This window comes from Streptomyces sp. NBC_00287, assembly GCF_036173105.1.
Taxonomy (GTDB): Bacteria; Actinomycetota; Actinomycetes; order Streptomycetales; family Streptomycetaceae; genus Streptomyces.
Genome location: NZ_CP108053.1, coordinates 2,761,469 through 2,782,784 on the forward strand (window position 1 = coordinate 2,761,469; position 21,316 = coordinate 2,782,784).

Annotated in this window: 18 protein-coding genes; 8 read left to right on the forward strand and 10 right to left on the reverse strand. The window is 69.5% G+C overall.

What is annotated here, in order from left to right; translation table 11 throughout:
* The first annotated feature begins 68 nt into the window (after positions 1 to 68).
* Complete coding sequence (locus tag OHT76_RS12570; RefSeq protein ID WP_328870879.1) at positions 69 to 1,148, forward strand: hypothetical protein; 1,080 nt, start codon at positions 69 to 71, stop codon at positions 1,146 to 1,148.
* A gap of 59 nt (positions 1,149 to 1,207) precedes the next feature.
* On the opposite strand, the gene glnA is transcribed toward OHT76_RS12570, so the two are convergent.
* Positions 1,208 to 2,569, reverse strand: a complete 1,362-nt coding sequence (gene glnA / locus OHT76_RS12575) for a type I glutamate--ammonia ligase (protein WP_250070229.1) — start codon at positions 2,567 to 2,569, stop codon at positions 1,208 to 1,210.
* 400 nt (positions 2,570 to 2,969) lie between these two features.
* Here glnA and OHT76_RS12580 point away from each other — a divergent pair, with 400 nt between their 5' ends.
* The 3 genes from OHT76_RS12580 (at position 2,970) to OHT76_RS12590 (ending at position 6,076) form a co-directional block, all read left to right on the forward strand.
* On the forward strand, positions 2,970 to 3,632 hold the full coding sequence (locus OHT76_RS12580; protein ID WP_328870880.1) for a DUF3105 domain-containing protein: 663 nt from the start codon (positions 2,970 to 2,972) through the stop codon (positions 3,630 to 3,632).
* Positions 3,632 to 4,252: a DUF305 domain-containing protein gene (locus OHT76_RS12585; protein WP_328870881.1), complete on the forward strand. Its 621-nt coding sequence runs from the start codon at positions 3,632 to 3,634 to the stop codon at positions 4,250 to 4,252. Before OHT76_RS12580 ends, OHT76_RS12585 begins: the two co-directional genes overlap by 1 nt.
* Before the next feature lie 69 nt (positions 4,253 to 4,321).
* Positions 4,322 to 6,076, forward strand: coding sequence for an NAD+ synthase (locus OHT76_RS12590; protein WP_328870882.1), 1,755 nt, complete (start codon positions 4,322 to 4,324; stop codon positions 6,074 to 6,076).
* Between the two features lie 110 nt (positions 6,077 to 6,186).
* Here the strand turns inward: OHT76_RS12590 and OHT76_RS12595 are convergent, their stop codons facing one another.
* From OHT76_RS12595 to OHT76_RS12620, 6 genes are all read right to left on the reverse strand, one after another.
* Positions 6,187 to 6,837, reverse strand: coding sequence for a nucleotidyl transferase AbiEii/AbiGii toxin family protein (locus OHT76_RS12595; RefSeq protein WP_328870883.1), 651 nt, complete (start codon positions 6,835 to 6,837; stop codon positions 6,187 to 6,189).
* A gap of 243 nt (positions 6,838 to 7,080) precedes the next feature.
* Positions 7,081 to 8,151, reverse strand: coding sequence for a type IV toxin-antitoxin system AbiEi family antitoxin domain-containing protein (locus tag OHT76_RS12600; RefSeq protein ID WP_328876515.1), 1,071 nt, complete (start codon positions 8,149 to 8,151; stop codon positions 7,081 to 7,083).
* A 382-nt stretch (positions 8,152 to 8,533) separates the two neighbouring features.
* The gene (locus tag OHT76_RS12605; RefSeq protein WP_328870884.1) at positions 8,534 to 9,751 is read right to left on the reverse strand and encodes an MFS transporter; all 1,218 of its coding nucleotides are present in this window, start codon (positions 9,749 to 9,751) and stop codon (positions 8,534 to 8,536) included.
* Positions 9,752 to 9,863: 112 nt separating this feature from the next.
* On the reverse strand, positions 9,864 to 10,916 hold the full coding sequence (locus OHT76_RS12610) for an endonuclease/exonuclease/phosphatase family protein (protein WP_328870885.1): 1,053 nt from the start codon (positions 10,914 to 10,916) through the stop codon (positions 9,864 to 9,866).
* 183 nt (positions 10,917 to 11,099) lie between these two features.
* Positions 11,100 to 11,735: a TetR/AcrR family transcriptional regulator gene (locus OHT76_RS12615; protein WP_328870886.1), complete on the reverse strand. Its 636-nt coding sequence runs from the start codon at positions 11,733 to 11,735 to the stop codon at positions 11,100 to 11,102.
* Between the two features lie 36 nt (positions 11,736 to 11,771).
* The gene (locus tag OHT76_RS12620; protein ID WP_328870887.1) at positions 11,772 to 13,349 is read right to left on the reverse strand and encodes an MFS transporter; all 1,578 of its coding nucleotides are present in this window, start codon (positions 13,347 to 13,349) and stop codon (positions 11,772 to 11,774) included.
* A gap of 181 nt (positions 13,350 to 13,530) precedes the next feature.
* On the opposite strand from OHT76_RS12620, the gene panB reads away from it, so the two are divergent.
* The 3 genes from panB to OHT76_RS12635 all read left to right on the forward strand — a co-directional run bounded on the left by panB (position 13,531) and on the right by OHT76_RS12635 (position 16,359).
* Positions 13,531 to 14,397 carry a 3-methyl-2-oxobutanoate hydroxymethyltransferase gene (panB, locus tag OHT76_RS12625; RefSeq protein ID WP_328870888.1) on the forward strand — a complete coding sequence of 289 codons (867 nt, stop codon included), beginning with the start codon at positions 13,531 to 13,533 and terminating at the stop codon, positions 14,395 to 14,397.
* Positions 14,398 to 14,536: 139 nt separating this feature from the next.
* A complete protein-coding gene (locus tag OHT76_RS12630; protein ID WP_328870889.1) occupies positions 14,537 to 15,562 on the forward strand; it encodes an ATP-binding cassette domain-containing protein in 1,026 nt (341 codons plus the stop codon).
* The gene (locus OHT76_RS12635) at positions 15,559 to 16,359 is read left to right on the forward strand and encodes an ABC transporter permease (RefSeq protein WP_328870890.1); all 801 of its coding nucleotides are present in this window, start codon (positions 15,559 to 15,561) and stop codon (positions 16,357 to 16,359) included. Before OHT76_RS12630 ends, OHT76_RS12635 begins: the two co-directional genes overlap by 4 nt.
* Before the next feature lie 47 nt (positions 16,360 to 16,406).
* Here the strand turns inward: OHT76_RS12635 and OHT76_RS12640 are convergent, their stop codons facing one another.
* Both OHT76_RS12640 and OHT76_RS12645 read right to left on the reverse strand, forming a co-directional pair.
* Positions 16,407 to 19,643 carry a BTAD domain-containing putative transcriptional regulator gene (locus OHT76_RS12640; protein ID WP_328870891.1) on the reverse strand — a complete coding sequence of 1,079 codons (3,237 nt, stop codon included), beginning with the start codon at positions 19,641 to 19,643 and terminating at the stop codon, positions 16,407 to 16,409.
* Positions 19,644 to 19,684: 41 nt separating this feature from the next.
* Positions 19,685 to 20,236 carry a DUF6578 domain-containing protein gene (locus OHT76_RS12645; protein ID WP_328870892.1) on the reverse strand — a complete coding sequence of 184 codons (552 nt, stop codon included), beginning with the start codon at positions 20,234 to 20,236 and terminating at the stop codon, positions 19,685 to 19,687.
* A 105-nt stretch (positions 20,237 to 20,341) separates the two neighbouring features.
* On the opposite strand from OHT76_RS12645, the gene OHT76_RS12650 reads away from it, so the two are divergent.
* On the forward strand, positions 20,342 to 21,109 hold the full coding sequence (locus OHT76_RS12650; RefSeq protein WP_328870893.1) for a site-2 protease family protein: 768 nt from the start codon (positions 20,342 to 20,344) through the stop codon (positions 21,107 to 21,109).
* On the opposite strand, the gene OHT76_RS12655 is transcribed toward OHT76_RS12650, so the two are convergent.
* Entirely contained in the window at positions 21,094 to 21,273 is a 180-nt protein-coding gene (locus OHT76_RS12655; protein ID WP_328870894.1) for a hypothetical protein, read from the reverse strand. The two genes, OHT76_RS12650 and OHT76_RS12655, sit on opposite strands and share 16 nt — an antisense overlap.
* Between the last annotated feature and the right edge of the window lie 43 nt (positions 21,274 to 21,316).

Sequence of the window (21,316 nt, forward strand, 5' to 3'; positions counted from 1 at the left end):
GCGTGGCCCGCCGGGTTCTCAAGAAGACCGGCTCCTGGCGGCAGCGCGCAAGTGCTCATATTGCATCCGTGCAAGCCGAGCTCGACCGCATTGAAAATATGGCGGCCATGTCGGCGCACGACAGGAAGCTTGCAGAAAAGGCCCACCAGCTTTTGCACGGAGCGCGGCAAGCCACAGACAGTTGGCCATTCTGGGCCGGCGCATCCGCGCGAGATCGAACCTTGGCCACCATTCACGAGGCCGAGTTGATCGTCCTCAAACTAACTCCTGCCCAGGAGCTCGGGTGGGAAGGATCCTCCGTTCTGGCCAAGGGCATCCAACACTTGGGGCAGGAGGATCCGCGCCTCAAGCTGCTTGAAGAACATCTGCGCGAGAACAACAACATGCTGGATGTCCAGGGCAGGCATTTGGCCGCCGGAGTCCTGCATGCCGCCAATCACACCGAGGAAATAGAGATAGCCAGGGTGCGGAATTTCCGCAATATCCTGCTTCTCGCTTTCCTTGCCCTTTCCGCATTCGCAGTCCTCCTGATTCTGTCGGGCTATCAGAATCCTGCCGCGCTCGCGGACAAGCTTTGCTTCCGACCGCCCGCCCCCACTCCCGAGAACCCCACTGCCACGAAACGCGTCTGCCCTGTCACCGGGCTGCCCGCCGGTGACGACGTATTGCTGGTAGCGTCCCTGGGTGCCGCAGCCGCAGCACTCGCAGGCGCCACGTCCATTCGCCATATACACGGATCCGCCGTCCCGTACATGGTCCCCATGAGCCTACTTATTCTGCGCATCCCCATCGGCGCTTTGTCCGCCATTCTGGGACTGGTCCTCATCCATGGCGAATTCATCCCCGGGCTCTCGGCGCTGGACAGCGGGGCGCAGATCGCCGCATGGGCCGTGGCATTCGGAATCGGGCAGGAAGGCCTGACGCGGCTGCTCGACAAGAAGGGCAACCTTCTCCTGGAGAACGTGCGCGGTTCGGCGCGGGCCGTCGATTCGCCGCCGCCCAGCACCGACAGGTTGATCAAGCCCGTGCTGCGGCCCAGCGGGCCCGATGGGACCAAGCCCGCCGAAGGCGAACCGGCGGCTGAGCAGACGAAGCCCGACGAGGATCCCAAGCGAGGGGGCGGCGGGGCGGCGAACGCCGACGTGTAGCTCCTGCACCGGCACCGGAGGGACCCGGACATTGTGTTCGGGTCTCTCCGAATCAGCGCCTACAGCACCGGCAAATTCTTCCGCAGCTCGAACGCCGTGACCTCGCTGCGGTACTCCTCCCATTCCTGGCGCTTATTGCGCAGGAAGAAGTCGAAAACGTGCTCACCGAGCGTCTCGGCGACCAGGTCGCTGTTCTCCATGAGGGTCAGGGCCTCGCCGAGGTTCTGCGGGAGGGGCTCGATGCCCATCGCGCGGCGCTCGGCGTTGGAGAGGGCCCAGACGTCGTCCTCGGCGCCCGGAGGCAGCTCGTAGCCCTCCTCGATGCCCTTGAGGCCGGCGGCCAGCAGTACCGCGTACGCCAGGTACGGGTTGGCGCCGGAGTCCAGGGAGCGGACCTCGACGCGGGCCGAGCCGGTCTTGCCGGGCTTGTACATCGGGACTCGGACGAGCGCGCTGCGGTTGTTGTGGCCCCAGCAGATGTACGAGGGGGCCTCGCCGCCCGCGCCCGCCGTGCGCTCGGAGCCGCCCCAGATGCGCTTGTAGGAGTTGACCCACTGGTTGGTGACGGCGGAGATCTCCGCGGCGTGCTTCAGCAGGCCCGCGATGAAGGAGCGGCCGACCTTGGAGAGCTGGTACTCGGAGCCGGACTCGTAGAAGGCGTTCCGGTCGCCCTCGAACAGGGAGAGGTGGGTGTGCATGCCGGAGCCCGGGTGCTCGCTGAACGGCTTCGGCATGAACGTCGCCTGTACGCCCTGCTCCAGCGCCACCTGCTTCATGACCAGGCGGAACGTCATGATGTTGTCGGCGGTCGACAGCGCGTCGGCGTAGCGCAGGTCGATCTCCTGCTGGCCCGGGGCGCCCTCGTGGTGGGAGAACTCCACCGAGATGCCCATCGACTCCAGCATGGTGATCGCCTGGCGGCGGAAGTCCATGCCGACATTGGTCGGGGTGTGGTCGAAGTAGCCCGAGTTGTCGGCCGGGGTGGGGCGGGAGCCGTCGAGGGGGCGGTCCTTCAGCAGGAAGAACTCGATCTCGGGGTGGGTGTAGAAGGTGAAGCCCAGGTCGGAGGTGCGGGCCAGGGCGCGCTTGAGGACGTAGCGCGGGTCCGCGAAGGACGGGGAGCCGTCCGGCATGAGGATGTCGCAGAACATCCGGGCGGTGCCGGGGGTCTCCGCGCGCCAGGGCAGGACCTGGAAGGTGGAGGGGTCCGGCTTGGCGATCATGTCGGACTCGTAGACCCGGGCGAAGCCCTCGATGGCCGAGCCGTCGAAGCCGATGCCCTCGTCGAAGGCCTGCTCGAGCTCGGCCGGGGCCACGGCGACGGACTTGAGGAAGCCCAGCACGTCCGTGAACCACAGGCGTACGAACCGGATGTCGCGCTCCTCCAACGTACGGAGCACGAACTCCTGCTGCTTGTCCATCTTCCGCTTCCCCATCCTTGCTGGTCAGGCCGCCCTCCCGTAATTCGCGGGAAGCCGGTCGGGCACCTGAGCATCACACCACAACACCGTTTCGCGCGCGTTGCCGACCATGATCGGCAAGCCGACCCGGTCCTGAACGCCCGGCATACCACGGGTGCACCGCTCTACCGCCCATCTTGCCTGCTCGGACTGACATCCGTAACGCCCGGCCGCGGTCGGCTGTGGCGGAGGAGGTCCTCGCCAGGGGTCCTCGGCGGAAAGAGTGCGCGGAGCACCTGTCGAGTGCCTGTCGATTCCGTTGCGATCCGGCCCTTTCCTGTGCCCACCCTTCGAGAGGTCACAGGAACACCATTACGATCAGCGGACCCGACCGTCCCTTTCCGCAGAAGGACATCACGCCATGGGATCCGCCAAGAAGAGCAACTCCGCGGCGCGCAAGGCCCGCATAGAAGAGATGCGGCGCGCCGAGCAGTCTCGTGAGCGCCGCAATCGGATCCTCACGATCGGCGCCAGTGTGGTGGTGGTCGCCGCCCTGGTCGTCGGTGGCGTGGTTCTCGTGCAGTCGCAGTCCGACGACAGCGACTCGGTCGACGCCAAGACCACCGGCTCCCTGGTGGCCGGCGCCGACGGTGTGAGCACCTGGAAGGGCGGCAAGCTGACCCAGACCCACGTCGAGAAGAAGGTGGACTACCCGGTCGAGCCTCCGGTCGGCGGCGACCACAACCCGGTCTGGCAGAACTGCAACGGCGACGTCTACACCGAGGCCGTCGCGAACGAGAACGCCGTGCACTCCCTGGAGCACGGCGCGGTCTGGGTGACGTACACCAGCAAGGCCTCGAAGGCCGACGTCGAGGCGCTCGCCAAGAAGGTGAAGGCGACGCCGTACACGCTGATGAGCCCGTACGAGGACCAGAAGGCACCGATCATGCTCTCGGCGTGGGGTGCGCAGCGCACGGTGACGAGCGCAAGCGACCCGAACCTCGGCAAGTTCTTCGAGAAGTACGTCCAGGGCGAGCAGACGCCGGAGCCGGGCGCCGCGTGCACGGGCGGTAAGGCGCAGTGATGAAGCACGTCGGCTGGATCGCGGGGACCGCGGCGGCGGTGCTCGTCGCGGCCGGCGCGATCACGTACGCCGTGGCCGAGGACGGGGGGTCCGGCGCGACCCCCACCGCCGACTCCGCGGACGCCGGTTTCGCGCGGGACATGGCGGTGCACCACCAGCAGGCCGTGGAGATGTCGTACATCGTGCGCGACCGCACGGACGACACCGAGGTGCGGCGCCTGGCGTACGACATCGCGCAGACGCAGGCCAACCAGCGCGGGATGCTGCTGGGCTGGCTCGACCTGTGGGAGCTGCCGAAGGTGTCGTCGGATCCGCCGATGACCTGGATGGACATGGGCTCCATGGCCTCCGGCGAGGACGGCGCGCTGATGCCGGGCATGGCGACGAACACCGAGATGAAGAAGCTGGAGAGCCTGAACGGCAAGCAGGCCGAGATCTTCTTCCTGCAGCTCATGACCGACCACCACAAGGGCGGCATCCACATGGCCGAGGCCTGTGTGAAGCGGTGCGAGGTGAAGGTGGAGAAGCGGCTCTCGCAGACCATGGTCAATGGTCAGGAGTCGGAGATCCAGTTGATGGCGGGGATGCTGAAGGACCGGGGCGCGAAGGCCCGGCCGTAACGGTGGGGCGTGGGCCGGGCCACACCCCTCACCACCCCATCGCGTCGCTCTGACGATTACACTGGGCGCGTGCCTCAACTTCGCCTCGCCCTGAACCAGATCGACTCGCGCGTCGGTGACCTCGTCGCCAACACCGAGACGATCGTCCGCTGGACCCGGCACTCCGCCGAGCAGGGAGCGCATCTCGTGGCGTTCCCGGAGATGGCGCTGACCGGGTATCCCGTCGAGGACCTGGCCCTGAGGTCCTCCTTCGTGGAGGCGTCCCGCGCGGCCCTGCGCACGCTGGCCGCCCGGCTCGCCGAGGAGGGCTTCGGGGAGCTGCCGGTCATCGTCGGCTACCTCGACCGCTCCGATACGGCACAGCCGAAGTACGGCCAGCCGGCCGGCGCCCCGCGCAACGCGGGGGCCGTGCTGCACCGCGGCGAGGTGGTGCTGACGTACGCCAAGCACCACCTCCCCAACTACGGCGTCTTCGACGAGTTCCGCTACTTCGTGCCCGGCGACACTATGCCGGTGGTGCGGGTGCACGGCGTGGACGTGGCCCTCGCCATCTGCGAGGACCTGTGGCAGGACGGCGGCCGGGTGCCGGCGGCGCGCTCTGCCGGGGCCGGGCTGCTGGTCTCGATCAACGCCTCGCCGTACGAGCGCAACAAGGACGACACCCGCCTCGAACTGGTCCGCAAGCGCGCCCAGGAGGCGGGCTGCACCACCGCCTACCTCGCCATGATCGGCGGCCAGGACGAGCTGGTCTTCGACGGCGACTCGATCGTGGTCGACGCGAGCGGTGAGGTGATCGCGCGGGCGCCGCAGTTCGCGGAGGGCTGTGTGGTCCTGGACCTCGACCTGCCGGCGGCTTCCGCGGATGCCCCGACGGGAGTGGTGGACGACGGTCTGCGCATCGACCGCGTGATCCTGTCCGAGGACCCGCTCCCCGCCTACTCGTCGGAGCTGGCGGGCGGTTACGCCGATCGCCTGGACGACGACGAGGAGGTGTACTCGGCGCTGGTCGTGGGCCTGCGGGCGTATGTCGCCAAGAACGGCTTCAAGTCGGTCCTGATCGGCCTGTCCGGGGGCATCGACTCGGCGCTGGTGGCGGCCATCGCGTGCGATGCGGTGGGCGCGCAGAACGTGTACGGCGTCTCGATGCCGTCCAAGTACTCCTCGGACCATTCGAAGGACGACGCGGCGGAGTTGGCGCGCCGGACGGGCCTCAACTTCCGTACGGTGTCCATCGCCCCGATGTTCGACGCGTACATGTCGTCGACGGAGCTGACAGGCCTGGCGGAGGAGAACCTCCAGTCCCGCCTGCGCGGCACGCTCCTGATGGCCATCTCCAATCAGGAGGGCCACATCGTCCTCGCCCCCGGCAACAAGTCGGAGCTGGCGGTGGGCTATTCGACGCTGTACGGCGACTCGGTGGGCGCGTACGGCCCGATCAAGGACGTCTACAAGACGTCGATCTTCCGCCTCGCGGAGTGGCGCAACCGCGCGGCGGCGGAACGCGGCCAGACCCCGCCGATCCCCGAGAACTCGATCACGAAACCCCCGAGCGCGGAACTCCGCCCCGGCCAGGTCGACACGGACTCCCTCCCCGACTACCCGGTCCTGGACGCGATCCTGGAACGCTACGTCGACCGCGACGAGGGCGCCGACGTCATCGTGGCAGCGGGCTTCGACCCGGCCCTGGTCACCAAGACCCTCCGGATGGTCGACACGGCGGAGTACAAGCGCCGCCAGTACCCGCCGGGGACGAAGATCTCGGCGAAGGGGTTCGGGAAGGACCGGCGGTTGCCCATCACGAATGGGTGGCGGGAGACGGCGTAGTCAGTGAGCGCCGGTCGGGAGATCCTGGGCTGACCGGCGCTTGCGTAGTTATTGGCATCCGCTGTCGAGGACTTGGGCCACGGGTGGCGCCGGCCTCTCGCAGCAGGCGCTCAGCCGGCGACATGCCATCGGCCGTGAGACGGATCCCAGGTACCCGTGAAGTCGGTCCCCAGCAGAGGCGTGAGAAACGTGCGAGCGGCGGCCTCGGCAGTCCCCCAGGTCGCGCAGCCGTCCAGGCCCGCTACGTCACGGGCGGCCCGAGGGTAGCCCGTTCTCCAGGAGTCGTGCGGCATCTCAAATGCGTGTGGCAGCGCGAGGTTGACTTCGCTCTGTGCCCGCCGAGTGGCCTCCGTGCGCAGCGCGTGCTGGGCCTGCCCGGCGTCCACCACCTCGCGCTGACTGATCAGCAGGAGGTCAGCCAGGTCACGGAAGCGGCTGGAGGGAATAGTGCCTCGCCACTCGTACATGGCACAGATCTTGTCGGCCAGGTGATCGACCACGGGATACAGGCGAACCTCCGGCCAGTCAGTTGGCCAGGGCATCGGGACAGCAGGGGCGAGCCGGGTCACCTGGGGCGCGGCGGTGGGGGTCCGGCCGACCACCAGGTCTACGCGGATACTCTCGGATTTGCGAGTTCCCAGCCGCACGTCAAAGGCCTGGTTTGCACCGCGGGCCTCGTCACCGTGCGAAGTAAGGCGGGTGGGGACGAACATGAGATGGTCGTTGAGGTCCAGTGCAGCCGCGGCAAGCAGGGCCTGCACCGCCTCGTCGGTGGTGGTGGTTGATCATCCAGCCTGTGGGTTCAGCGACAAAAACCCGAGCAGCCAGCCGTTGGAAGAAGAACGCGCGCCGCAGCGCCCCTGCGTCCTTGGCGTTCCTCGCATGGGTTTTGGCGTACTGCTTCAGTGCGGCATCAAGTGCAGCAGGGGTGGCATAGCCGTTGTTCATCGCGCTCCGAGCCAAGACATCAAAGGTGCAGGAACAAAGCAGCAGCCGGGAGGCCGTCAGTCGTTTTCCTCCAGCGTTTTGTGGGCCTTCTGCTGGTAGTCGGCAAATGCCTGCCCCAGCGCACTCGGCCGCGCGGCCGGCGAACGCAGGGCAGACTGTCCGGCCGCCATCTGCTCCAGTGCACGCTTCAGCGCACTGGGCCGGACGGCGAGTGATTCCAGCGCAGACTGCTGTGCGGACGCGGCATTCAGGAGTTGCTGCAGCGCGTTCGGCCAGGCAAGTGCCGAATGCCAGGCTGCCTGCTGCACCGCCGCGTTCTTCAGTACCTGCTCCAGTCCACCCGCCTGCAGGGCTCCCAGCGACGGCAGGGCAAATTGCTGCCTGCTCATGCTCTTCAGTGCCTGTTCCACGGCGTTCGGCTGGGCAGCGAGGGTCTCGAGAGCGGTGACGGCCGAGGCGAAGCCCACCGCGACTGCCTGCTCGGTCTCCTGGCGGCGCAGGGTGCGGCCCGCCTGATCGCAGAGGGATGCCAGCAGGTCCTCGCCGGAGGCAGTGGCGGGAAGCCCGTAGGCGCGCAGGAAGGGGGTGACTCGGGCGGACAGGCGGTCGATGTCGATGAGAACCTTGAGGTCTGCGTCGGCGATCACCGTGCCGACGTGTGCCCCATCGGCTCGGGAACCCAGCAGGTCAGTGATCGTGCGCTCTGCTGTCGTGACCGGCAGGCCGTCGACGACCGTGATGTCCTCGGTGTCCACCGGCAGCCGGTGGAGCAGTACACCCTCGTCTCGGGTGGTGCGCCGCACCGGGACGCTCAGCTCTACTCTGTCGGCGGGAAGGTCGCCGAGGCCGTGCAGCTCGCAGGCGGAGGCATGGGAGACGACTCCCGAGCGCGGGTCCCCGATGCTCCGCTGCCAGGCCGGTGTGTTCGGGTCCAGCCGCAGCCAGGCAACTTTGATCTCCAGGTGTTCCGGCGGAACTGCTGCGGCGACCCGGTAGACCCCACGCCCGACGTTCTCCAGCAGCCCGGACCGCTCCAGCCGTAGCAGCTGAACCCCTTGCAGGCCATCCAGCTTCGCCTGGGCAGCGGTCACCAGACCCCACTGGTCAGAAGCCCGCTCCCCCAGCATCCTCAGCACGTCAGACTGTCTCATGCAGCAATTATTACACGGCGATACAGCAATTATTTCTCTCAGAGGAAACTTTTGCTGCAGCAGACGATGCCGGGGGCGGGAAGTCGCGGGAGACATGATCTGTGCTTACGGCGACCGCACCGGCAGCGTCCCCGGGTACTGTCTTGCCGCCTTCGTAGCCGGCATTCAGGCTCCTCGCGCCACCGAGATGAGCCCTGATTTCCAAAGCACGCGCTGCGGGACCGCCTAGTGGGCACCCGAACTGGCCTGCGCGCCTACGACCCCCCGCAACGCCCCGGGCACCCGCGGTGCGCGACCTGTTCTCACTGCTGGAGAACGGAGGAGGAGGGGCGAGGACACGACCTGGCGCCACACCCCGTCAGGACCGCACCGCCTCCGCCCCCTGCGGCACACGCCCCGCAACCACCCGTTCCCGCCCAACCCCCTGCACCCCGCGCCGATCCACGGCATACGCCACCCCGGCCACGCCAAGACCCAGCACCGCCAGCGCCCCTCCCGCAACCGCCGGAGAAGTAACCCCGAACCCCGCAGCCAGTGCGAGCCCCCCGATCCACGCACCCCCGGCATTCGCCAGATTGAACGCGGCCTGATTGGCGGAGGACGCCAGCGACGGCCCCGCCGACGCCTTCTCCATGACCATCAGCTGAAGCGGGGAACCGGTCACGAACGCCGCCATCCCCAGCAGCACTACCGCCACCGCCGCGCTCCACGCCGTGGACATCAGCAGGGGGAAGAGACCCAGGACCAGCGCCAGCGACGCCAACCCCCCGAACAGCGTCGCGCGCATCGCGTGGTCCGCCAGGCGTCCGCCCAGCAGGTTCCCGGCCGTCGCGCCCACGCCGAACAGCGCGAGCAGGAGCGTCACGCTCGCGTCGGCGTACCCGGCCGCGTCCGTCAGCATCGGGGTGATGTAGCTGTACGCCGCGAAGAGCGCCCCGAAGCCCGCCACCGTCGTACCGAGGGCCAGCCAGACGGGCAGCGACTTCAGCGCCGCCAGTTCGCCGCGCAGACCGGAGACAGACGGACTCGCGTCGTCGCGCGGGATCAGGAGCGACAGGGACACGATCGCGGCCAGCCCGATCGCACTCACGCCCAGGAACGTCGCCCGCCAGCCCAGGTGCTGGCCCATCAGCGTGGCCACCGGCACACCCGCGATGTTCGCGACCGTCAGGCCCAGGAACATCAGGGACACCGAGCGGGCCTTGCGCTCCGGCGCCACCAGGGTCGTGGCGACCACCGCGCCCACGCCGAAGAAGGCGCCGTGCGGCAGACCGCTCAGGAAGCGGGCGGCGAGCAGCCAGCCGTTGTCGGGGGCGAGGGCAGAGAGCGCGTTGCCGACCACGAACAGGACCATCAGGCCGATCAGGACCTTGCGGCGGGACATACGGGCGGTGACGGCCGCGAGGAGCGGGGCGCCGATGACGACGCCGAGGGCGTACGCCGAGACGAGGTGGCCGGCGCTCGGGATGGAGATGCCGAGGTCGGCCGCGACGTCGGGCAGCAGGCCCATCATCACGAACTCGGTGGTGCCAATACCAAAAGCGCCAACGGCCAGAGCGAGCAGGGCCAGGGGCATGAAGGGCCTGTGCCTTTCGGGAGCGGAGTTCCGTACATCATATGTTCACGTACGGAACAAAGGCTCTCAGGCCCAGTATTCCTGGAGGTTACGGCCGGGTTGACAGGGGCTTTTACGAGGCGGTTGTGTCCACCTTCACACGCGCGGCCACCGGAAGATGGTCGCTCCCGGTCTCCGGCAGCGTCCACGAGGTGACCGGCTCGATGCCCTGCACCAGGATCTGGTCGATCCGCGCCATCGGGAACGACGCCGGCCAGCTGAACCCGAAGCCGCTGCCCGCCGCGCCCTGCGTGGAGCGCATCTGGGAGGTGACGGCGTTCAGCGCGCGGTCGTTCATCGTGCCGTTGAGGTCGCCGAGCAGCACGCTGCGGGGCAGCTTCTCGTCGGCGATGGCCTCGCCCAGGGCGTCGGCGCTCTTGTCGCGCTGGCGGGCGGTGAACCCGGCCTCCATCTTCACGCGCACCGACGGCAGGTGGGCGACGTACACCGCGATCTCACCGGCCGGCGTGGTCACCGCGGCGCGCATGGCCCGCGTCCAGCCAAGCTTGATGTCGACGGCCCGCACACCGCTCAGCGGGTACTTGCTCCACAGCCCCACCGTGCCCTGCACCGAGTGGTACTTGTACGTCGACGCCAGCGCCTTCTCGTACACCGGCACCGCCGTCGCGGTCAGCTCCTCCAGGGCCAGGACGTCCGCGCCCGAGGCGGCCACGTCGCGGGCGGTGCCCGACGGGTCGGGGTTGTCGGCGTTGACGTTGTGCGTGGCGATCGTGAGGTCGCCGCCGGCGGACGTCTTGTCGGAGAGCAGGCCGCCGAAGAGGTTCAGCCACACGACCGCGGGCAGCACCACCGCGATCAGCGCGGTCGCGGACTTGCGCACCAGGGCGATCAGCACCAGCAGCGGGACGAAGAGGCCGATCCAGGGCAGGAAGGTCTCGATGAGGCTGCCGAGGTTGCCGATGGCGTTCGGGATGCGCGAGTGCAGCAGCATGACGAGGGCGAGCAGCACCGCGACGGCGGCGGTGACGATGCCCCGGCGCCAGATCCGCGGGTCACCGCGCCAGCCGGCGACGAGCCGCTCCAGCAGACGCCGGAACCGGTTTCCCCGGCGCTCGGGTCCCGAGCCGCCGCTGTCCGTCTCCGTCATGTACGCCTGCTGCGCCATACCGTCGCCTCACTGCCTACCGTGCACACCATCGTCCCCCGCGGTTACGACCCTAGGGGATGATCGGTTCTGTTCCTGCCGTCCCATGACGGCCGTACGGGCACCATGACGTACAAGTCGGCTTTCGGAGTTCCGGTCACGCACACGGAAAGCGCGCTCTGTGACGAAACGCGCACATGGCCTCTACATGGAGGGCGAACTGACGGGCGGTGAGCTGACGGGCCGTAGTCCTTCGAGCAGGGTGTCGACGATCTGCTCGGACAGTCCGTCAGGCAGGTCGGCGTCCGGCCGCATCACTGAACGCAGCAGCATCGGGCCCACGAACAGGTCGTTGAGCAGTTCTACGTCGACGTCCTCGCGGAGTTCGCCGTTGCGCTGGCCGCGGCGCAGCACTTCGACGCCGAGCCGCCGCCGGGGGGCGACCACGAGGTTGTGGTACGCCGCCCAGATCTTGGGGCTGCTCTTCATCTGGACGTGGACGTTGTGCAGGATCGCCGAGGAGCGGCTGACCAGGCCGCGGCGGCGCAGCGACTCCAGCAGGACGACGAGGTCGTCGCGCATGGAGGTGCCGGGCAGTTCGGCGTCGGGGGGTTCGGCGGCGCGTACGACGTCGACGAACAACTCCTCCTTGCCGCTCCAGCGGCGGTAGATGGCGGCCTTGCCGACGCCGGCGGTACGGGCGATCCGCTCGATGGAGAGCTCCGCGAGCGGCACGCCCTCCTCCAGCAGCCTCATCACGCCCTCGATGATGGCGCGCTCCACGGCCTCGCTCCGGGGGCGGCCCCGCACGGGGCCGGTCTGACTGTCAGCGAGGTTCACGTGTCTGCGTCCCTTCTTCGTTCCGGGAATTCTCCCTTACGACGGGTCCTGGGCTCTCCCGGCCTGCGACGGGTCCTGGGTTCTGCCGGGCAGGAACAGCGCCACCACCACCGCTCCGATCACCGCCACCGCCGCTCCCCCGAGAGCCGTGACATGCATGGCGTGCAGGAAGGAGTCGTTGGCCTGGGCGACCAGTGGCTTCCCCTCGGGCCCGAGCTTCGCCGCCACGGCCAGCGTGGATTCGATGGACTCGCCCGCCGTGTGCCGTAGCTGCGCGGGTACGGCGCCGAGGTCGCCCTCGATCGACGAGCGGTACGACGTGGACAGCACCGAGCCGAGGACCGCGATGCCGAGGGCGCCGCCGACCTGGCGGAAGGTGTTGCTGAGCGCGGAGGCCGAACCGGCCTTCTCGCGGGGCAGGGCCTGCATGATCACGACGCTGACCGGGGTCATGATGTGCGCCATGCCGGTGCCCATGAGGAAGAAGATCGCCTCGAGGATCCAGATCGGGGTGTCCGCGTCCAGCGTGGCGAATGCGGCCAGCATCGCCGCGATCAGCGCCATTCCGGCGGTCGTGGTGGCCCGGTTGCCGAAGCGGTCCACCAGCAGCCGGGCGCGCGGCGCGAAGACGAGCTGTGCGGCGGCGAGCGGCAGCAACAGCAGACCGGTCTCCAGGGGCGAGTAGCCGCGCACGCTCTGGGTGTAGAAGACGGAGAAGAAGGTCACGCCCATCAGCGCGAAGAAGACCAGCGCGATGGCGGCGATCGCGGCCGAGAAGACCTTGTCGCGGAAGTAGCCGACATCGATGGACGGATGGTCGCTGCGCTTCTCGAACACCACGAAGGCGACGAGTACGGCGAGACCGGCGGCGATCGTCCCCAGCACGGTGACGTCCGTGAAGTCGGCCAGCTCGCCGCCGCGGATGATGCCGTAGACGAGGAGGACCAGGCCGACGACGGACAGGGCGACGCCGATGGGGTCGATGCGGCCGGGGTTCGGGTCGCGGGAGTCGGGGACCAGCCAGATCATCAGCGCGAGCGCGAGCAGCACGATGGGGACGTTGACGAGGAAGACCGAGCCCCACCAGAAGTGGTCGAGCAGGACACCGCCGGTGATCGGGCCGATGGCGATGGCGAGGCCGACGCCGCCCGCCCAGATGCCGATGGCCTTGGGCTGCTCCTCGCGCTCGAAGACGTTCATGAGGACGGCAAGGGTGGCCGGCATGACGAAGGCGGCGCCGAGGCCCATCACCGCGCGGAAGCCGATGAGCTCGCCCGGCGATCCGGCGAAGGCGGCGAGCGCGGAGCCGGCACCGAAGACGACGAGGCCGCCGAGCAGGACCCTCTTGCGCCCGAGCCGGTCGCCCAGCAGCCCCGCGCTGAACAGCAGTCCCGCGAAGACGAGGGTGTAGGAGTTGATCGCCCACTCAAGCTCGCTCTGGGTGGCGCCGAGGCCGGTCGGGGCGGGGGTCGAGATGGTCTTGACGGCGACGTTCAGGATCGAGTTGTCCAGCACCACGATCAGCAGACTCAGCATGAGCACGCCGAGGATGGCCCAGCGGCGGCGATGCACCGCTTCCGGTATCCGGGGTACGGGAGGAGCGGAAGTAGTCATGCCGTCCACCCTAGGAGATTTACGATACGGGACCGTACCGTATCGTAATTCTCTTACCCGGCTCTTACACCGGTCGAGCGTGACCGGGGTCCCCCTAGCCGCGTCTGGCACGAGGTGCCACCATGGAGGGGATCCGGGGACGCCGTCAGGGCGCCTCGAGATGACGTAAGGAGCCGTTGCCATGACGCAGCTTTCGGCTGCCCAGAACACACCTTCCGGCGGCAGCAAGGCGCTGTACGGGGGGAAGGGCACCCGCCGCATCACCGTTCGCGACATCGCCGCCGCCAAGGAGCGCGGCGAGAAGTGGCCCATGCTCACCGCCTACGACGCGATGACCGCGTCCGTCTTCGACGAGGCCGGGATCCCGGTCATGCTCGTCGGGGACTCGGCGGGCAACTGCCACCTCGGGTACGAGACCACCGTGCCCGTCACGCTCGACGAGATGACCATGCTGTCGGCCGCCGTCGTACGGGGCACCTCGCGCGCCCTGATCGTCGGCGATCTGCCCTTCGGTTCGTACCAGGAAGGCCCGGTGCAGGCGCTGCGCTCGGCGACCCGGCTGGTGAAGGAGGCCGGCGTCGGCGCGGTGAAGCTGGAGGGCGGCGAGCGCTCGCACCGCCAGATCGAGCTGCTGGTCGAGTCCGGTATCCCGGTGATGGCTCACATCGGCCTGACCCCGCAGTCCGTCAACGCCATGGGCTACCGCGTCCAGGGCCGCGGCGAGGAGGCGGCGGCACAGCTGCTGCGCGACGCGAAGGCCGTCCAGGACGCGGGCGCCTTCGCGGTCGTCCTGGAGCTGGTCCCCGCGGAGCTGGCGGCCGAGGTCACCCGGGTCCTGCACATCCCGACGGTCGGCATCGGCGCGGGCGCCGAGACGGACGCCCAGGTCCTGGTCTGGACGGACATGATGGGCCTGACCGGCGGCCGGGTCCCCAAGTTCGTCAAGCAGTACGCCGACCTCCGCGAGGTCATGGGCAACGCGGCGAAGGCGTTCGCGGAGGACGTCGTCGGCGGAACGTTCCCGCTGGAGGAGCACTCCGTCCACTAGAGCCACAGCGGCACAGAGGCAGCCCGCCGATTTCCCCCGTCGGCGGGCTGCTGCCTTTCCCCCGTGTTGTCGGCGAGATGTAGGCCCTTGTAGGCCGCCTGTCGGCGGTTTGTCGGTGCGGGCTGGCACCTTCGGGGTCATGATACGAATCGACAAGAACCCCACCGGCGCAGGAAGCGCCGTCACCGTGCGGGGGCTGGTCAAGCACTACGGCGAGACCAAGGCGTTGGACGGTGTGGATGTGGATGTGCGCGAGGGGACCGTGATGGGGGTGCTCGGGCCCAATGGGGCCGGGAAGACCACCCTTGTGCGGATCTTGTCCACTCTCCTCGCGCCCGACTCCGGGCAGGCCACCGTCGTCGGGTACGACGTCGTACGGCAGCCTCGGCAGTTGCGGCGGGTGATCGGGCTGACCGGGCAGTACGCCTCCGTGGACGAGAAGCTTCCGGGGTGGGAGAACCTGTACCTCATCGGGCGGCTGCTCGATCTGTCGAGGCGGGACGCCCGGGCCAGGGCCGATGAGCTGCTGGAGCGGTTCTCGCTGACCGACGCCGGCAAGCGGCCCGCCGCCACCTACTCCGGCGGTATGCGGCGGCGGCTCGATCTCGCCGCCTCGATGATCGGGCATCCGGCTGTGCTCTTTCTCGACGAGCCGACCACCGGGCTCGACCCCCGTACCCGCAACGAGGTGTGGGCGGAGGTCAAGTCGATGGTCGGCGACGGTGTCACCGTGCTGCTGACCACGCAGTACATGGAGGAGGCCGAGCAGCTCGCCGACGAGCTGACCGTCGTCGACCGGGGCAAGGTCATTGCCAAGGGCGGGATCAATGAGCTCAAGGCCAAGGTCGGGGGGCGGACCCTTCGCGTCCAGCCGGCCGATCCGCTGCAGCTGCGGCCGCTCGCCTCCCACCTCGACAGCCTCGGGATCACCGGGCTCGCCACCACCACCGTCGACGCCGACCGCGGCGCCCTGCTGGTGCCGATCCTCAGTGATGAGCAGCTCACCGCCGTCGTCGGTGCCGTCACCGCGCGCGGAGTCACGCTCTCCTCCGTCACCACCGAACTGCCCAGCCTCGACGAGGTGTTCCTGTCCCTCACCGGCCACCGTGCCAGTGCCCCGCAGGACACCGTGCCCGTCGACGACCGCGAGGAGGTCGCCGTATGAGCGCCATCACCGCAGACACCCGGATCCCCCTGCGTGCGCATGCGCGGCACACCGGGGCGCTCGTACGCCGCAATCTGCTGTGGATCCGGCAGGACCCGGAGTCGATGTTCGACGCCGTCCTGTTCCCGATCGTCTTCACGCTGCTGTTCGTGTACGTCTTCGGCGGCTCCATCGGACAGTCGCTGGGCGGCGGCCAGGACGAGTACGTGCAGTACGTCATGCCGGGCATGCTGGCCATGATGGGCATGACCATGGCCCAGGGTGTGGGTACCGGCTTCAACCAGGACTTCAACTCCGGTGTCATGGACCGGTTCCGGTCCCTGCCGATCGGCCGCGGCTCGGTGCTGTTCGCGAAGATCGCCGTGGAACTGATGCGCATGCTGTTCGCGACCTGCGTGCTGATGGCGGTCGGCGTGCTCGTGGGCTTCGACATCAACAACTGGGGCGGTCTGCTGGCCTCCGTCGCGCTGTCCGTGGCCTTCGGCTCGGCGCTGATGTGGGTCTTCCTCACCCTCGGTGTGGTGATGAAGAACGCGCAGTCCGTGCAGGCGATGGGCTTCCTGGTGCTGATGCCGCTGCAGTTCGGCTCGTCGATCTTCGCGCCGACCCAGTCGATGCCGGGCTGGCTCCAGAACTTCACCGACTACAACCCGCTGTCCTCGCTCGCGGACGCCGCCCGCGGACTGATGATCGGCGGCCCGGTCGCCCACGACCTGTGGCTGACGCTCGGCTGGTCGGTGCTGCTCACGGCGGTCATGGCGCCGATCGCGATCCACAAGTTCCGTACCAAGACCTGATCCGTACCAAGACCTGATCCCGTACCAAGACCTGATCCCCGAAAGGATCACACCAGGGCGGCTGCCTCCTTCGCCGTGAGGCCGCCGCCCTCGGCATACCCGGCCTCGTACTCCTCGTCGCCGAGCACCGACCGCACCGCCGCCACCGCCCGCGCCCGTGACTCGCGCTCCAGCGAGGAGTGCAGGTGTCCGGGCAGCAGCAGCGCGTCGGCGGCACCGAGGCACCGGGCGGCGTCCACACCCTCGCCGCTCCCGGCCAACGCCAGCGCGGCGACGATCAGGTACACCGAGATCATCTGCGGGGCCATGGCCTTCGACAGCGGGTCCTCGGCCTGTTCGATACCGCGCCGGATCTTCTCCCGCGCCTCTTCGTGGAGGCCCTCGGAGACGTCCAGCCATGCCTCCTGCGCGAGGATGAACGCGTCGAAGACGATGAAGTGGGCGATGGAGAACTCCTCTCGCAGCAGCCGGATGTGCTCGCGCGCCTCGGCGACCCGGTCGGTGATGCTGAGCCAGCCGGCGAGGGCGACCCGGCAGAACGGCATCGCCTCGTTGTGGCCGCCGTCCAGCGCGGCGAGTGTCTCCCGCAGCAGGCGTTCGCCCCGCTCGCTGTCCCCGCCCTCCAGCAGCACGTTGCCCAACCGGGCGGTGAGGACGGCCTGTTGGGCGTGGGCGCCGAGCTTGCGGGCGTGCTCGATGGCCGCCTCGTAGTCGGCGGCGGCCAGGAGATACTCCCCCTTGCGCTCCCGGGCCTCGGCGCGCGCCGACAGGGCTTCGGCGCTGCCCCAGTCGTCGCCGAGCCGCTGGTAGATGGCCAGCGACTCGTCGGCGTCGCGGGCGGCGGCGCTCACCTGTTCCGGGCGGTTGGCGAGGAGGTTGGCCCGCATCTGGAGGGTGGCGGCCAGCTCCCACTCGTAGTCCGGGGTCCGCCGGCAGGTCTCCACGGCGGCGTCGAGCATCCGGCCGACCCTGTCGATGTCGCCGGAGAGCACCACGGCGAAGATCACGAGCAGTCCGGGGCTACGGCAGTTCTGCGGCATCCCCGGCTCGTACGTCTCGGCGATGGTGCGCAGCTTCTGCTGGGCGACCGGGTTCTGCCAGGCGTCCAACTCGGTGTCCATACAGGCGAGATGGGCCAGATGGACGCCGCGCCTGGCCTCCGCCAGGATCTCGCCGGTGTACGGCGGCGGCTCGGCGGTGCAGCGCTGCCACACCGGCCGGGCCGGCCGGACCGGTTCGGCGAAGGGGTCGGGGCCGAGCGCCATGACCTCCTTGCACCAGTTGCGGGCCTCGATCCTGAGGTCGCGCATCTGCCAATACCAGGCCAGCGACAGCACCAGCGTCAGTGCCTCCTGCTCGTCGCGTTCGGCGACGGCGTGCCGCAGGGCGGTGCGCAGATTCTCGTACTCCCTCTGGAGCCTTTCCACGGCGTCCAGTTGGCCGGGGCCGCGCAGCAACGGGTCGGTGGTGCGGGCGAGTTCGCGGTAGTACGTCAGATGCGCGCGCTCGGCGCGGGGGCGTTCCCCGGCCTCGTCCATGCGTTCGCCGGCGTACTCGGCGACGGTCTCCAGGAGCCGGTAGCGCATCGCGTCGTCGCCGCACGGGGTGGCCACGACGAGCGACTTGTCGACAAGGGAACCCAGCGCCTCCAGGGCTGCGGGCCCGCACACGGCCTCCGCCGCGGGCAGATCGCAGCCGCCCGCGAAGACCGAAAGACGCCGCAGCACGTCCCGTTCGTCCTCGTCGAGCAGGTCCCAGGACCAGTCGACGACGGCCCTGAGGGTCTGCTGGCGGGGCAGGACGGTACGGCTGCCGGAGGTGAGCAGCCGGAAGCGGTCGTCGAGCCGGTCGGCGATCTGGCGGGGCGCGAGCATCCGCAGCCGGGCGGCGGCGAGCTCGATGGCCAGGGGCAGACCGTCCAGGCGGCGGCAGATCTCGGCGCAGGCCTCGGGGTCGTCGTCGACGCGGAACCCGGGTCGGGCGGCGGCACCGCGGTCGGCGAACAGCCTGAGGGCGTACGGCTGTGGCAGCGGCTCCACCGGCCGCAGCACCTCGCCCGGTACGCCGAGGGGTTCACGGCTGGTGGCCAGTACGGTCAGTCCCGGGCAGCGGGCCAGCAACTGCTCCACCAGGCGGGCGGCGGCGTCGACGACGTGCTCGCAGTTGTCGAGGACGATCAGCATGCGGCGCCGGGCGCAGTGCTCCACGAGCCGTTCGACCGGGTCGTCGTGCCGGTCGCCGGTCGCGGTTCGGAACTCCTCGGCGCCGGCGCCGTACAGCACGGTCTCGCGGGCGCCCACGGCGGTGAGGACGGCCTCCGGTACGGCGTCCGGGTCGTCGACGGGCGCGAGTTCGGCCAGCCAGATCCCGTCCCGGGCGGCGTCCCGGAGTGTCTCGGCGGCCTCCTGCGACAGCCGCGTCTTACCGGCGCCGCCGGGCCCGAGCAGCGTGACGAGCCGCGCGCTGCGGAGGTCTCCGCGGATGGCATCGATGTCGGCTTCCCGGCCGACGAAGGAGGTGAGCCGGGCCCGCAGATTCCCGAGCGGGGCCTGTGGCGCCGGTTTCAGCAACTCCCCGTGCAGGGCGCGCAGTTCAGCACCGGGATCGGACCCGAGCTGCTCGGCGAGCAGCTGCCGTACGTCGTCGTAGGCGGCCAGTGCCTCGGCGGGGCGGCCGGTGTCGCGCAACGCCCGCAGACGCAGCGCCTGCAACGGCTCGTCCAGGGGATGGCTGTCGCACAGGGCGGTCAGTTCCGGCAGCGCGGCCTCGGCCTGGCCGAGGGCGAGGGCGGCGGTGTGGCGGGCGCGCAGGGCGTCCAGGCGGCGGGTGTCCCAGCGGGCGGCCTCGGCGGCGCGGTCGGGGAGGTCGGCGAGGGCGGGGCCGCGCCACAGGGCGAGGGCGTCGTCGAGGCAACCTGCGGCCTTGGCGGGGTCGCCATCGGCGAGGGCGCGGATGCCGTCGGCGGTGAGCCGCTCGAAACGGTGCAGGTCGATGTCGTCGGCCCCGGCGGCCAGCCGGTACCCACCCTCCACGGACTCCACGGCCCCGGCCCCGAGGACCCGCCGCAACCGCCCGACGAGCGCCTGCAGCGCCCCCGCGGAGTCGGCGGGCGGATCCCCACCCCACACCTCGTCCACGAGCAACTGCACCGGCACCGCCCGCCCGCCCCGCAGGGCGAGCACGCTGAGCAGCGCACGCAACCGCGCCCCACCGACCGGTACGGGGGTGCCGTCGGAACGGAGGGCCTGAGTGGTGCCGAGGATGCGATAGCGCACGGGGTCCATTGTCTCTGGAGAGCGGGGGTGGGTCGGGCCGATGGCTGGGATCAGTCGGTCGGGACCTCCAGGGTCACCAGTACTCCGGCTTCCACCCCTCGTCGGCCCCGGCTGTCCGGGCCCGTGTCCTTGAACCACTTCGGGCAGGTGTCGACCGGGCGCAGCGAACGCTCCCCCGGCACCGGCTCCCAGGTGCCCGAGCCGGGTACCGGCTCGGCGTACTCCTGGGTCAGGATCTGGATGTCCCGCACCCGGCCGGTGACCTCCGGCCACTGGTCCCCGTGCGTCTCGACCGTCAGCAGCCCGACGAGCCGGATCCGGCCCCCGGGGCGCTCCTCGCCGAGGTCCTCCGGTGCCACGACGTCGACGGTGTGCTCGTGCAGCGCCACCGTCAGTCCCGTGTCCTCGTGGAGCACCCTGACGCCCCGCACGTCCGCCACCTCCCCGACGACCTTCGCCAGCCGGTCGTCCCAGTCGCCGCCGCCCAGGACCTCCCCGGAGCCTTTGAGCAGCAGCGGCCAACTCACCTCCTCGCCCACCGAGAACGGCTTGCCGCAGCACTCCATCTGCCAGTCCGCGTAGAACACATGCCAGATCCCCATGCCCCCACCTTCTACGGAACCCACGCACGACCGCGAGACGTTTTCCCGGTGCGCCCGGTACCGTCGGGCGGCAGCACACCGCGTGCCGACCAGTCAGGGAGCCGCATGACCGCCATCACCACCCGCCACAGCGACCGGCGTATGAGCCCTGTCTTCGTCGGGATCCTGGCCGTCACGGCGGTGACCGGTTGGGCGACCTGGACCGGGTTCGCCGAGCAGCCGGGCGTCGCCGTGTTCCTGTTCGTGACGGCGGCCTGGATCGTCTCCCTGTGTCTGCACGAGTACGCGCACGCGCGCACGGCCCTGCACAGCGGCGACATCACGGTCGGCGCGAAGGGCTACCTCACGCTGAACCCTCTCGCTTATACACACGCCCTGCTGAGCATCGTGCTCCCGGTCCTCTTCGTGATCATGGGCGGGATCGGTCTGCCCGGTGGCGCCGTCTTCATCGAGCGCGGGCGGATCCGGGGGCGGTGGCGGCACAGTCTGATCTCGGCGGCGGGCCCGCTGACGAACCTGCTCTTCGCCGCGGTGTGCACCGCACCGTTCTGGCTCGACGCTCTCGACGGCGTCCCCGCCGACTTCCGGTTCGCGCTGGCCTTCCTCGCCCTGCTCCAGGTCACGGCAGCGATCCTGAACTTCCTGCCGGTCCCGGGCCTGGACGGCTACGGCGTCATCGAGCCCTGGCTGTCGTACAACATCCGGCGTCAGGTGGAGCCCTTCGCGCCGTTCGGCCTGCTGTTCGTGTTCGCGCTGCTGTGGCTGCCCGCGGTGAACGGCGTGTTCTTCGACATGGTCGACGCGGTGCTGCGCGGGCTCGGGGTCAGCGAGCTGGAGACGGCGTACGGCTGGGATCTCTACCGCTTCTGGTAGGCCGCGACCTTCCCGCGCCTCAGGTAGTACCAGCACATGTTGGACGACAGCCCCGCCAGCAGCACCCAGATGATGCCCAGGAAGCTTCCCTGCGCGAAGGAGACGACGGCGGCGGCCACCGCGAGGACGCAGACGATCAGGGCGTAGAGGGCGAGGCGGGGCATGCGAGGGGCTCCTGTCGGGGGGACACTGCGGTACGTCGCCGTC

Coding starts and splice junctions, on each gene's coding strand:
- glnA (WP_250070229.1), bottom strand. CDS start 2,569: ATGGACAAGCAGCAGGAGTTCGTGCTCCGTACGTTGGAGGAGCGCGAC.
- OHT76_RS12580 (WP_328870880.1), top strand. CDS start 2,970: ATGGGATCCGCCAAGAAGAGCAACTCCGCGGCGCGCAAGGCCCGCATA.
- OHT76_RS12585 (WP_328870881.1), top strand. CDS start 3,632: ATGAAGCACGTCGGCTGGATCGCGGGGACCGCGGCGGCGGTGCTCGTC.
- OHT76_RS12600 (WP_328876515.1), bottom strand. CDS start 8,151: ATGCTGGGGGAGCGGGCTTCTGACCAGTGGGGTCTGGTGACCGCTGCC.
- OHT76_RS12605 (WP_328870884.1), bottom strand. CDS start 9,751: ATGCCCCTGGCCCTGCTCGCTCTGGCCGTTGGCGCTTTTGGTATTGGC.
- OHT76_RS12610 (WP_328870885.1), bottom strand. CDS start 10,916: ATGGCGCAGCAGGCGTACATGACGGAGACGGACAGCGGCGGCTCGGGA.
- OHT76_RS12620 (WP_328870887.1), bottom strand. CDS start 13,349: ATGACTACTTCCGCTCCTCCCGTACCCCGGATACCGGAAGCGGTGCAT.
- panB (WP_328870888.1), top strand. CDS start 13,531: ATGACGCAGCTTTCGGCTGCCCAGAACACACCTTCCGGCGGCAGCAAG.
- OHT76_RS12630 (WP_328870889.1), top strand. CDS start 14,537: ATGATACGAATCGACAAGAACCCCACCGGCGCAGGAAGCGCCGTCACC.
- OHT76_RS12635 (WP_328870890.1), top strand. CDS start 15,559: ATGAGCGCCATCACCGCAGACACCCGGATCCCCCTGCGTGCGCATGCG.
- OHT76_RS12640 (WP_328870891.1), bottom strand. CDS start 19,643: ATGGACCCCGTGCGCTATCGCATCCTCGGCACCACTCAGGCCCTCCGT.
- OHT76_RS12645 (WP_328870892.1), bottom strand. CDS start 20,236: ATGGGGATCTGGCATGTGTTCTACGCGGACTGGCAGATGGAGTGCTGC.
- OHT76_RS12650 (WP_328870893.1), top strand. CDS start 20,342: ATGACCGCCATCACCACCCGCCACAGCGACCGGCGTATGAGCCCTGTC.
- OHT76_RS12655 (WP_328870894.1), bottom strand. CDS start 21,273: ATGCCCCGCCTCGCCCTCTACGCCCTGATCGTCTGCGTCCTCGCGGTG.